Origin of the sequence: Enterobacter cloacae complex sp. 2022EL-00981, assembly GCF_028737495.1 — a bacterium.
GTDB classification, from domain to species: Bacteria; Pseudomonadota; Gammaproteobacteria; order Enterobacterales; family Enterobacteriaceae; genus Enterobacter; species Enterobacter cloacae.
The window spans coordinates 170,203-181,895 of sequence record NZ_JAQZRK010000003.1 but is presented as its reverse complement, the minus strand read 5'-3'; the positions used below and the strand labels follow the sequence as shown (position 1 = coordinate 181,895).

Genomic DNA, 11,693 nt, shown 5'->3' with positions numbered 1-11,693 from the left:
TTGTGGGTTAATTCGGCATGGTTAGCCGCTTTGGAAATAAGCTCACCACTGCACGAAAATGATTCATTGCTTTCACCAGTTCCCGCTTTTCGTCAGTAGTCAGATCACTAATATTGACGCCGTGACGTTCTGCCGGAATTTTTGCCATATAAAAAATGGCTGCCAGTGCCCGCTCATTCTGTTTATTATTTACGTCGCGTGGATCGCGCATATCTTTAATAAACCTTTCAAGCTCCGGCTCAATATTCAGACCAAACACTTTAGCCCTCAATTCCGCAATATGGTTCAGTCCGTCCAGGCGTTTACCGGGGCTTAATGGAACAGTCGCCGTAGCGCCTTCAATAGCCATGATTTCCCCTGTTTGGTTGTGGACAGGTCAGCCAGCAGTTCATCCTGAGAGCGGCACGGGTGCCAGCGTTTGCCATCCTTCCCCATGATCCAGCCATGACCGTAGTGCATTGCCGGGCTTTGCTTTATGAGAAGTGACGCGAAAGATGGTTCTTTAGTCAGCATAACCACCTCAGATCAGACCGAACGAAGCGCCGAGGCCCGTCACGGTATCCACCGCGCTTGCCATCGCCGGGTTAGCTTGCAAACGCGCCTGCATCGAAACGGCAGCCAGTGCCATCAGACGAGTAACAGAGTTTATGCTGCTGATAACATCGCGGCGGCCTGCAGTGGTTTTCACATCGCCCGATACGGCACCGGCAGCAACACGTCCGATTTCAGCAGTAGCGCTCATGACGTAATGCGGTAGCTTCTCTTTTGCCACTTCGTTCATCGGTACGCATGGCAGGCAGTGAATCTGAGCCAGAAAACCGTCAACCAGCGTGGAGTCCTCAGTAAGATCGGTAAGCATCCAGATTTCCGAAGGGGTGAGCTGATGCGGTTGCTCCGGGTTCAGTTTGTTACGCAGCGTCTGGACGTTCATTCCTGCACGTTCTGCCAGCTTCGCCATGTTGTGACGCAGCGCAAAAGCCCGGCAGGCTTCGTCAAAATGCGGATGTTTGGAAACACGATAATCAAACATGATGTAAATCCTTTTCTATCCCAAAATGGAACTATCAGGCTTGCATTGTGACTTCGCAGCCTTGGGCTGCTTCCATCGTCAATGCGAACATGTTGATTTCGATAAGGCTGTTAACTCCGGCTTTTTTCCTGATGGGCAGGCGGTTTTCACGGATCATTTGGCGGGCATAGCTTTGCTTGTAACCAGTGCGGCGGCAAAACTCATCCAGAGTGATGAATGGCTCTGATACCACAAGGTTAATGCTGGGGCGCATTGAAAAATTACGATTCATGATGCACTATTCCTCAGTTTGAGCGACGAACTCACTATTCGTCACTGTTTAACACTATTCAAAACATCTTGAATCGAGATATTAGGATCACTAAATGAACATGTCAACACGAAACTTAACGAATAAAGATGACACTCGCTTGATTCGAGATTTCATCTCACAAAATAGAGGTGGGAAAGAGGTTATTGCTCGCATACTCGAAGCATATGGATTTACCACACGAATCACGCTGTGCAAGCAGCTTGGCGTGTCTCAGAGCACTATGGCTAACAGATATGCTCGCGATACTTTTCCAGCTGATTGGGTCATCGTCTGCCATCTCGAAACGGGGGCATCGTTAACCTGGCTTAGCACCGGGGTTGGCAGCAAATTCGTAGATGGGCGGGATGACCAGGCGGTACATCTAAAGCGCATCGACATCACAAATGGGAACTTAACACCCCAAAATGATGTAGTGGTTGATGTTTCAACCATTCCAGAAGGTTTACATTCACCATTCATTTTGACGTCTGATAAAACTACTTACATGGCTGACAGCTACGACGGCGAGTTAGTAGATGGCTTTTGGTTCATTGAGATCGATGGGATTGCAAGCGTACGCGAGGTATATCGATTTCCTGCCGGGCGTGTGCGGATAGAGAACGGGAAAGCATCGTTTGAATGCGCCGTTAAGGACGTAAAAGTTTTAGGCAAAGTAATTAGTAAAACTGAGTTCATGGATTAACAAATATTTGTAAGGAAGATCATATGAAAAAAATCATATCAGCATTATTGATAAGCGCTTCGTTCACTGTATTTGCAGCACCAGAGCAATACAAAAGCGTCAGTGAATTAATGGATGATTATAACGATTACTCATCTTACAACGTCAAGGGAGTTGAATACCCGGCATTTAAGGTTTTAGCGCAAAATCCTTTGCATATTCAAATATCACCAAGCATCTATTCTAAAGATTCAAAAGAAATAAAATATGAGTCAGATAAAGCGTCCGTTTACGCTGTATACCGTACTCTTTTTCAGACTCCAGCTAAAAGCGTGAAAGTTACAGTCCTACCTTTATCCATTGACCTCCAAACCAAAAAATTTGAATACCTAACTGCGGAAAAATTCGATTTTTCCATAACCAGAAAGCAAGCGGAAAATCTGTTGCGTAAGTACGGCAACATCCGTAACCCTGACCAATTAATGACCGCAAGCGGAAGCTGGAGCGATAACTTCAAAAATTGCTGCTATCTGGAAGAGGGTAAGCCAGGCTTGACCAAATTTGCTCAAGACCTCATTTCTCAAAGGTAAAATAATTGGCTGTAACAAAACTATCTAATGGTAAGTGGCAGGCTCAGGTCTTCCCCAACGGTAGGGATGGGCGGCGCATTCGTCGTCAATTCGCCACCAAGGGGGAAGCCATGGCCTTTGAGCGCCACATTAAGGATCAAGCGCAGGACAAGCCCTGGCTGGGAGAAAAAGCAGATAAGCGGCGAGTTACTGACCTTGTTGAAACCTGGTTCAACGCTCATGGCGTTACACTCTCTGATGGCCTCAAGCGTAAGGGCGCAATGGAATTTGCCTGCTTTGCTATGGGAAACCCTCTCGCTACTGAATTTAACGCCAAACTTTTTGCAACCTACCGTGAACAACGTTTAAGCGGGAAAATTACACGTTCTGATCGGGTAAAAGCAGTGACTCCCCGTACCGTTAATCTTGAGCTGGCGTATTTCCGCGCCATGTTCAACGAACTGAAAAGACTGGATGACTGGAGTGCGCCCAATCCGCTCGAAAACGTCCGGGAATTTAAAATTGATGAGGCAGAGCTAGCCTGGCTGACAGTTGAAGAAGTTAAGCAGCTTCTGGCTGAGTGCGAGAAAAGCAAGGCGGAAGATTTAGTGACTATAGTAAAGATATGCCTTGCAACCGGCGCACGATGGGGCGAGGCGGAGTCACTGACAGGCAAGCAAATAAGCCCCGGCAAAATCACTTATATCAAAACCAAGGGCAAGAAAAACCGCGCCGTTCCAATAAGTGATGAGCTTTACGAAATACTCCCAAAAGTAAGAACATCGAAACCAGTCTTTACGGGGTGCTATTCTGCGTTTCGCGGGGCAATTAAGCGAGCGGGGATTGAGCTACCTGACGGGCAGTTGTCACACGTTCTACGGCACACATTTGCAAGCCACTTTATGATGCGCGGGGGTAACATTCTTGTACTGCAGCGTATCCTTGGACACACTGATATTAAGGTGACGATGCGTTATGCTCATTTCGCCCCAGACCATCTGACAGAAGCAGTGGAGTACAACCCCTTAAATCTGATTTGATGGCAGCAAAATGGCAGCAAACCTATTCACTATGCTTTCATATTCCCCACTATTCGACGGCGCAAGGCGTTGAAAATAAAGTAACTTATTGTTTTATAAGCCTTAAGTTTGGGACTCATAATCGCTTGGTCGTTGGTTCAAACCCAACAGGGGCCACCATAAATCAAGGGCTTGCGATGATTCGCAAGCCCTTATTACTTTCCAGGATACCTATAGGATACCGCCACTGAGTATTTATAGGTAATCCTGCATATCTTCAGATAATTTAGTTGCTAAACTATTTTCTCGACAATTTTATCAACCAAGCTATCAAACTGATCCCCAAGAACATCTATGTATTTTTTAATAGCTAGTATTCTCACCACTTCCTCCTCGCATTCCACTTCTTCTGAAATTGTTTTTGTATACAAGTGATGATCTTCAACGCCTTTTCTTTGTATTAGCCAATCAAAATCAATTCCATATTCTTGCTGTAAAAATTCTTTAACAGCAGCATGTTGGTAAACCTCAACTTCCGGAGGACGATTGCCAGGAAAAGAAAATAAGTTCCCTCTAGGATCCTCACCTACATCAGCATCCCTAACTGCAATAGCATTTAGTCCAGATTTACTCAAAATCTCTACTGCCTTTCTTACGGCAGTTTTATCACCAACATCAGTAATCTGAATGGATTTGAGGATGTCTCGCCTTTTCAGCCTTATTACTTGGCTAAGTAGTACCTTAGCAAAATGATCCTCAACACAAACATGCAGCCCTTTAAAATGACCGTCTGAGAGTATTGATCTTATGTGCGTTGTTGAAATGCCGTCTTTTATATCCACGCCAGTTTCATCACGAATCAATAATTTACGAGCCTCTGGAGGCAATGCATTTAAAATAACACTAGAATGAGTAGAAAGAATAATTTGATGTTTTCTCCGCTCACAAACCTCCATAAGATATTTCGTAAATTCATATTGCGCACTTTCATGAAGAGACGTTTCTGGCTCTTCTAAAACAAATAAGCTCTGTTCCGGGGATGTTTCTAACATATCAACGGTATAAAGCACCCGACCTTCGCCAAAGCCCATGTTATTTTCTGAATATGAATATCCAAGTCTTTCAACCATCCCTATTTCTGTCTCTCGTTTTCTATGCGATATTCCCTGAAATGCAACATCGTCATATGGATGACCGATAATTTTAGCCATCCTTGATATTATCTCTTGGTCAACATTCCTTCTCACTGTCAAATCGAAATCCCTTCCCCCATAGACACTGAGATCACGACGCTCAACTTTTGGAATGTATACAGTAAAACCTATATAATAACAATGTCTCTCCGGCTGACGTTTATATCCAGACCAAGAAGATTTTATACGTGAAACGGTTACATCTTGAGTTCTATTAGGGTCATTGGTTTCATATTTATAAATGACACTTGAATCCATTTTAAATGGACTCGGATCAGCTTTTGATACGGGGAAAAAGTCTTTTATATAAAGCCGTTTATAATCTTGTGCTGTTACCGGTTTTTTATATGCACAAATAGCTAATTGACCAAGAGTACTTTTACCTGCGCCATTTAAACCAGAAATTGCCGTCACAGGAAAATCCAAGCTCAGAGTAATATCCTCTATACCTCGAAAACCTTTAATATCTATACTTCTCAGAGCCGAGCCAAAATTAGCATATTTATTTCTTTGAGAGTACTTACTTTTCAATTTACTTCTTATATCAGCCATACAAATCCCTATTCTGCTGTGTAATAGCCTAAATTAAAAACATTTTTAGACTATCAGATCCTTTTTAAGCTTTCTATGCTTGATTTTGTAGTATGTAAACCCAAGTAACCTCAAGATGCAGCATGATAGTACTCAAACAAGTTACCCCGGCTGCGGCCCTAAGTACAGGCTCCTGCAACTTGAAGCATCAATGGTTGTTTATCGTCTGGGGTTTTCCGGTTTACGCCACTGATAAGGTGGAGACTTCATGCGTTGGCGGTGCCGCTGTTTAGCCCCCAACACCATAGCTGTTTTTGTGCGGATTAATAGCCTATCTTGCCCGTTAAGTTTATGGCCCTGTAGTTCGGCCGAGACCATTATTGCTTTCTCTATTACTGCCCGATCCAGCATACGCCCCCTCAGTTGATTGACTGGCTGCAACCTGTGAAAAGCTGCTCATTTACCGTCATAACTTCTTTCATATGCTCATACCATCCGGCAAAAATAGCTTCATCTGTACCGGGGTAAGCTGTCAGAAAGCACATAAGTATTTCGTCGGTGAGTTTGTCCTGCTGATCCCAGTCAACAATGAATTGTCTAAACAGAGCGTAAGCCTTAGCTGGGTCTCTGTTCTGCCACGTTTCGACAACGATCTCGAAAGGAGGAACGGTGTAAGTGACTTCAACTGGTAGTGGCTCGTACTTTGTCGGTATCAATACCTCTCTGGTAAATACCTCACCTTCCGGCCAGAGTTGTGCATGAGTTGTCAAAGTTGATCCTCCACATAGATACCTGCTGAAATAATTGCACCGCCGATACGGCGCTTACCGTAAAGCAATGGTACCGGATAGCCCTGCGCGGCAGTATTAGTTACGCCTCCAAATGCGTATGAGGCTTTATTATCAGCGCCTTGTTTACTTGCAAGCCCCGTAGCCTGAGGGGAAAGAAGTTGAGCTACCCCTCCTACAGTCATCGCAGTACCAGCAGCAAACATCATATTACTTGCGGCAATTCAATTGTCCGGCGGTTGTGCTGCCTTTCAGTTGGCTGTGGCCAGACGTGGTGAGCGTGATATTCCCGCTGGCATTTGTTGTGCTGCGGCTCTCTTGGGTCAACGTCTGCGCGTTGAGGGCAATCTCGGAAGCACTGAGATTTCCCTGCTGCACCAGTTCGCCACCCTTAACCGACAGCTGCTGCCCCGCCACAACAGAACCGTTAAGCGCCGCGTTTTTCTCAGCATTTACGGCAAGATGACGACCCGCGCTTGCCTGGGCATCTGCGCTCTGGATCAGGGTGGTCGCGGCAAGCGTAGCGTCATTTGCCGCCGTGAACGCACCGCCGTTTTGCGTCAGCGTGCCGCGGGTTGTTAACTGAAGGTTGTTATCCGCGGCAACGTGAGCCTGGTCAAGCGTCAGCGCCGTCTGGCCGGAGACCGTGACGTTGCCACCCGCTTTATGGTCCCCGCGTAACGTTACGTCCGCCGCGCTGACCGTGGTGCTGCCGCTGGCAAGGGTGTTTTTCAGCACCACTTTTCCCGCACTGCTGAGCGCAATATCCCCCTGTCGCGCGTTAAGGTTGCCCAGGTTTACGCCCACCCCCGTTTCACTGGAGACCAGACGGATCCTGTTAGCGTACATGCCGCCCAGCGCGCCGGTGTCTACCGCGACCTTCGGGGCTGTACCTTCACCTTTTAACGCACTGACGCTGCCATCCGCCGCTACGCGGTTCGCCCCTGCAACGACACGTAAATCTTTCGCATGCAGTTGCGCGTTGATCTCCGTCGCACGGGAGATGATCGACACCGCATCGCTCTGCGAGCCATTGAGGCCCGCGCCCTCGATGGTGACCGCACCTTGGGTAACATCAAGAGATTGCAGCTTACCGCTGGCATCAAGCACCGGTTTACCGGTGGTGAGGGTCACATTCGGCGTGTTGATAAATCCGCAGCCGTTACAGGTGATACCGTAGGGATTCGCCACGATGACGTTCGCCGCCTTGCCGGCCACTTCGGTATAGCCCTGCAAATTTGAGCGGTTAGCGCCGGTGACTTCGTTGATGATGCCTTTGGCTTCCTGCCCGGCCTTCAGGTTGGGGTTATTCTGGATAAGCCCGCCAAGCTGGGTCTGGTTAAGCTGCCCGGTCGCGTTATTGAGGATCAGCCCCTCTTTCCCGACGTTGTAGTCGTTGTATTTGTTATGGGAAATACCGGACTGGTTCGGCGTGGCGATGTTCACCACCGGCACGCCGTTAGCCGCCTTATCCATCTGCGTATTGCCGGACGGGGTGATGGATGCCGCCACCGCGGGTAACAGCGGCTGCGTCGCCAGCAGAACGCTCAGTAACGCGCTCAGCGCGCGCTGTGAAAAACGAACCTGATCCTGTTTCATCATCCCTGTCCCTTAGAAAGCCACTGATACGCGGTAGTAAATCGTGAGGTGATCCGGTGCCAGCCAGTCCGGATACGCCATCGGTGTGCCAACGGTAAACTGGCTTGAATAGCCGCGATGAGCCGTCGTCAGACCAAACGCGGCGCCCCACAGTGTGCCGGAGGCGTAACGGTCAAATCCGTCCTTCTTCAGCCAGCCACCGTCAACTGCTGCCAACAGGCCAACATCCCCCACCCACGGCAGCGTAAAGAGCGAATAATTGAGTTCATTTCGCCAGTAACCGCCGTTATCACCGGAGAGGTACTGCTCTTTGAAGCCGCGCACGGAGGTCTCTCCCCCCAGCGTCAGGCGCTCGCTGCCGTATAGCCGGTCCGGCGACCACTGAAAATAGACGCTGGTCAACCACCACAGCCCGTCAGCAACCGGGCGCTGAAAACTGCCGTTGACGCTCCATTTGCGGAACTCGGCTTTCGGCACATCGCCATGCTTGTCGTTATCATCTTCGGCGCCGAACCACGGCACACCCTGAGTGAAGGTCGGGTTCAGGGTCACCACGCCGGAGGCGATTTTTTGCGTGTGGTTAAGGCCCAGGGAGAAACTTGAAAGTTTGCGGCTGCTGGTAGCCAGCAGAACATCGTCGAGATAGTTATGGTTGATGCGGTGGGTGATGCCCGCCGACACGCCGGTTTTGATATCGCCATTGCGGAACAGCACCCAGGAGCCATTCAGACGGTGGGTTTCGGTGTCGCCCGTCGAACGCCAGAGCCAGCCGTTATTATCGATGGTGCTGAGGTAGTTGCTCCAGCTGTAGCTGTAGTCCAGCAAGCCGTAGCCATAAGGCACGCTGACCCCGGCGGCAAAATTCTGAGCATCATGGCTGTTCGAAAAATCACTGCTGCGCCCGCCGCTGATAAACCACTTATCCGCCAGCCCCAGCAGGTTATTGCCGTACAGCGCGCCATTGAGTTGTCCGGTACCGGTACTCTTTTGCCCGCTGTTATCGAAACTCACTGAACCGCTGAGCGGGAATTCAGGCGAAGCCGTCAGATTGACGATTGAATAGCCCTGTCTGTCGCCGGGCAAAATTTCTATTTCAACCGGCGTCTGGCGCACGCGATTAAGCTGCTCCATGCCCTGTTCGATATCGCGCAGGTTAAGAATTTTCCCTTCGAGGCCGGGAAAGGTCATGCTCAGCGTGCGGGCGGGAACCCCTTCAAGCCGGATTCGCTGGAGTTTGCCTTCCAGTACCGCGAGATGCAGTACGCCACCAGAGAGATCCTGCTCGGTTAAAAATGCGCGGCTGGTGATATACCCCCGGCTGATATACCAGTCAGAGACGGCGTTGGTCAGGGCGTTGAGACGCGCCATATCAAGACACTGGTTCACCCACGGCGCAACCAGGCGATCTTTGGCTAACGGAGAAAGAAGTGTGGTACCCGTCAGCTCAATGCGCGAGATAACAAAACAGGGACCTTGCGGAGTCGCAGCACTGTCGGGCTGAACAGGACGCGGTAATACCACGCTGCGCTCCAGCTCTTCACGCTGGCGCTGGTTTTCATCCAGCAACTGCTGCTGTTGCTGCTGAATAGTATTACGGTCGGCCGGAGGCAGGGGGGCCGCCTGCGCAGCACCTGCCAGCAAGGCCATGCCAGCCAGCACCTGTAGTATCGACGTTTTCCCTGTCATCACTGCCACTCCTTGCTAAAAGTCCGTTTTCAGACTTACCTGTCAAAAAACGCGCAACTTATGTCAAAAAGTAAACAGTGTAAATACACACATTTAATTTAAGGTCTATTTTGCTGCATTTTCAGAATTTAGCGGGTGACACTGCGTAAATCTAAAGAAATCCCCCATCGCGCCGATCATCATCCGTGTGTATTATTTCTTGTAGCGTTTCCAACAACTAACCTTAACTCAAATACTTAAGCGCCAAAGCGAAAGGCATCATGAGCACACCGATCAAACGGCTAGAAATCATTAAAAATGCCATTGAACTGGAAGATGACGACATCATTCAGAGCCAGCTGACCCGGCTGAAAAATGAAGCGTTTGACGATGAGCTACAGGCAATCGTCGTGGCGCTTGAGCAGAAAAACTACACTGCGGCCATCGCCGCGATCGTCGCGTGGCTACAAAGCCAGCGTGCCGTGACGCCATGGCGCGATCCGCAGGTCGCCGCGAGCAAACTGGAACTGAAAGCGCTGGAAGAGCGACTGCGCGATCTGATTGACCGCCGTAACGCGCGCGTGCAGCAGCTTGATGAGTTCAACGATCTCTATTTCTCCCGCCTGGGCCCGCTGATGCAGCAGATCCTCGCCCTGCGTAAAACGCTGGCCGAGCTGAACCTGCGCCGTCAGCAGGCTGAGGCGCGTCGTCGCGAGGAAGACTACCGCCGCTGTCAGCGCTACATGGCCCAGGCCGTGGAGGTGCTGGCAACACTCACCCAGCGCTGGCGCGAACTTCCTGCCGATTCCGTACAGGCAGCCGAGGCGCGTAAGCATCTGCAGCAGCAAAGTAACCTGATTGCCAACCTGCTTGCCGAGGCGCTGGAGCTGGAGAGCGGCTTAACGCGTGAGGAAGAGCCTGCGCGTCAGGCGCGTGACGAGGCCAACGAAGAGTACGAGAAATACCGCGAGCAGCATCAGGATGCCGAAGTGCGTCTGCGTAAAGGGAAAGATCTTTCACAAGAGGATCGGGACGAGCTGAAACGGCTCTGGCGGCAGGCGAGCAAGCTGTGTCACCCGGATCTGGTGGCAGACGATTTGAAAGAAGAAGCCAACGCGATGATGGTGCAGCTCAACCAGGCCAAACAGCGTGGAGACGTCAAAACCATTCGTTCTCTGGTGGCGCGCCTGCAGCAGGGCTTCGAGCCGCTGATGGCCAGCGACAGGCTGAACGATCTGGAGCGCATCCGCAAAAAAATGGCTCAGGTTCGCGAGCAGATCGACACCTTAGTGAACGAGCTGGCAGAACTGGAGAAAGAAGAATCCTGGCTGCTGGTGTCGTCGCTCAGCAATATGGAAGCGTACTTCGCGCAGCAGGAAAAGGCGCTGAACGAGGTCCGCGCCTCGCTCGAACATCAGGTGAGCGAAGCGCAGCTCGATTCAGCAGCGTAATTATTTCGCGTGCCAGTACGCGCTGGCACGCACCAGCTGCTGATCGATAGCCTCACTCTCAAACAGTCGGCTCAGGTTTTTAACCACCTTCCCTTCCCCGGTCAGCCAGATAAAGTAATCTTCCGCCGGAACGTTCAGCGACGCCAGCAGCTCAGCCACCGCCTGCTCGCTGTGGCCGATCACCCAGGTGATGTTGAACGCGCTCAGGTGCGCCAGATAATCCTTGTATGATTCATCCCCGACGGTGACCACCGCGTGAATTTCCGGGCGTTTCGGCAAGCTGGCGATGCCTTCCAGGCGGCGACGCAACGCCGGCATCCCGGACTCATCGCACACATACAGCTGCCAGGCGTAATCCTCCGGTACCACCAGCGAACCGCGCGGGCCACCAATCGTCAGCCTGTCGCCCACTTTCGCCTCTAGCGCCCACTGGCTGGCAACCCCGCCGTCATGCACGAAGAAATCAAGCGCCAGCTCGTGCTTCGCGGCGTCGTACAGCGGTGTGTAATCCCGGCTTTGCGGGCGCACGCCGTCGCCCCAGTCAATGCCCTCGTCGGTGACCACCGGTGGCACAAACGTCGTTCCCGGGGCCGGGAAAAACACTTTGGTGTGATCGTCGAAACCGCGGGAGCTAAAGCCCTCCAGCGCCTCGCCGCCTAAAACTATGCGCTGAAAACCAGCGCTTACGGGCTCAACACGGAGCACGGTCAGTTCACGAAAACGCAGTTCGTTACGCACGCGTTGTGGATAGCGGGTGGTTGCCATGTTAAGACCCTTCTCAGGTGAATACGATATATCTAAATTGATTTTAAATGATAATGATTGCTAATCAGCAAGAATGCAAGATCTTTTAGATTGCATCTGAATATATCTT

The 11,693-nt window shown here is 50.5% G+C and carries 13 protein-coding genes and 2 pseudogenes; 4 read left to right on the top strand and 11 right to left on the bottom strand.

Translation table 11 applies throughout. From position 1 onward, the window contains the following. Window positions 1-7 precede the first annotated feature (7 nt). The 4 genes from PUZ33_RS04420 to PUZ33_RS04405 are packed head-to-tail and all read right to left on the bottom strand — an operon-like array spanning window position 8 to window position 1,301. On the bottom strand, window positions 8-349 hold the full coding sequence (locus tag PUZ33_RS04420) for a DUF5347 domain-containing protein (RefSeq protein ID WP_013098807.1): 342 nt from the start codon (window positions 347-349) through the stop codon (window positions 8-10). Continuing rightward, complete coding sequence (locus tag PUZ33_RS04415; RefSeq protein ID WP_015386352.1) at window positions 313-513, bottom strand: phage filamentation protein Fil family protein; 201 nt, start codon at window positions 511-513, stop codon at window positions 313-315. Before PUZ33_RS04415 ends, PUZ33_RS04420 begins: the two co-directional genes overlap by 37 nt. A gap of 7 nt (window positions 514-520) precedes the next feature. Next, window positions 521-1,030 carry a phage regulatory CII family protein gene (locus tag PUZ33_RS04410; protein WP_023206291.1) on the bottom strand — a complete coding sequence of 170 codons (510 nt, stop codon included), beginning with the start codon at window positions 1,028-1,030 and terminating at the stop codon, window positions 521-523. A gap of 34 nt (window positions 1,031-1,064) precedes the next feature. After that, entirely contained in the window at window positions 1,065-1,301 is a 237-nt protein-coding gene (locus PUZ33_RS04405; RefSeq protein WP_075606845.1) for a regulator, read from the bottom strand. A 100-nt stretch (window positions 1,302-1,401) separates the two neighbouring features. Here PUZ33_RS04405 and PUZ33_RS04400 point away from each other — a divergent pair, with 100 nt between their 5' ends. From PUZ33_RS04400 to PUZ33_RS04390, 3 genes are read left to right on the top strand one after another with little or no spacing between them, the layout of a single operon-like run. Next, complete coding sequence (locus PUZ33_RS04400; protein WP_058671318.1) at window positions 1,402-2,025, top strand: phage repressor protein CI; 624 nt, start codon at window positions 1,402-1,404, stop codon at window positions 2,023-2,025. 23 nt (window positions 2,026-2,048) lie between these two features. Continuing rightward, the gene (locus PUZ33_RS04395) at window positions 2,049-2,594 is read left to right on the top strand and encodes a hypothetical protein (protein WP_058671311.1); all 546 of its coding nucleotides are present in this window, start codon (window positions 2,049-2,051) and stop codon (window positions 2,592-2,594) included. Between the two features lie 5 nt (window positions 2,595-2,599). Further along, on the top strand, window positions 2,600-3,613 hold the full coding sequence (locus PUZ33_RS04390) for a phage integrase (RefSeq protein WP_023206295.1): 1,014 nt from the start codon (window positions 2,600-2,602) through the stop codon (window positions 3,611-3,613). A 272-nt stretch (window positions 3,614-3,885) separates the two neighbouring features. Here the strand turns inward: PUZ33_RS04390 and PUZ33_RS04385 are convergent, their stop codons facing one another. The 6 genes and pseudogenes from PUZ33_RS04385 to PUZ33_RS04360 all read right to left on the bottom strand — a co-directional run bounded on the left by PUZ33_RS04385 (window position 3,886) and on the right by PUZ33_RS04360 (window position 9,389). Further along, entirely contained in the window at window positions 3,886-5,337 is a 1,452-nt protein-coding gene (locus PUZ33_RS04385) for an ATP-dependent nuclease (RefSeq protein WP_058680847.1), read from the bottom strand. Window positions 5,338-5,535: 198 nt separating this feature from the next. Then, complete coding sequence (locus tag PUZ33_RS04380) at window positions 5,536-5,727, bottom strand: hypothetical protein (RefSeq protein ID WP_136484985.1); 192 nt, start codon at window positions 5,725-5,727, stop codon at window positions 5,536-5,538. Window positions 5,728-5,735: 8 nt separating this feature from the next. Continuing rightward, on the bottom strand, window positions 5,736-6,086 hold the full coding sequence (locus PUZ33_RS04375; RefSeq protein WP_103142694.1) for a hypothetical protein: 351 nt from the start codon (window positions 6,084-6,086) through the stop codon (window positions 5,736-5,738). Next, window positions 6,083-6,298: pseudogene (locus tag PUZ33_RS04370) on the bottom strand (tail assembly protein); the annotation flags it as partial. The gene PUZ33_RS04375 and the pseudogene PUZ33_RS04370, both read right to left, overlap by 4 nt. 34 nt (window positions 6,299-6,332) lie before the next feature. Next, window positions 6,333-7,706 (bottom strand): annotated as a pseudogene (locus tag PUZ33_RS04365) (two-partner secretion domain-containing protein); the annotation flags it as partial. A gap of 9 nt (window positions 7,707-7,715) precedes the next feature. Beyond that, the gene (locus PUZ33_RS04360) at window positions 7,716-9,389 is read right to left on the bottom strand and encodes a ShlB/FhaC/HecB family hemolysin secretion/activation protein (RefSeq protein WP_274205303.1); all 1,674 of its coding nucleotides are present in this window, start codon (window positions 9,387-9,389) and stop codon (window positions 7,716-7,718) included. Between the two features lie 260 nt (window positions 9,390-9,649). Between PUZ33_RS04360 and PUZ33_RS04355 the strand changes: the two genes are divergently transcribed. Next, window positions 9,650-10,819 carry a DNA repair protein gene (locus PUZ33_RS04355; protein WP_045293638.1) on the top strand — a complete coding sequence of 390 codons (1,170 nt, stop codon included), beginning with the start codon at window positions 9,650-9,652 and terminating at the stop codon, window positions 10,817-10,819. Here PUZ33_RS04355 and PUZ33_RS04350 read toward each other — a convergent pair whose 3' ends face one another. Next, on the bottom strand, window positions 10,820-11,584 hold the full coding sequence (locus tag PUZ33_RS04350) for a siderophore-interacting protein (protein WP_058680993.1): 765 nt from the start codon (window positions 11,582-11,584) through the stop codon (window positions 10,820-10,822). Between the last annotated feature and the right edge of the window lie 109 nt (window positions 11,585-11,693).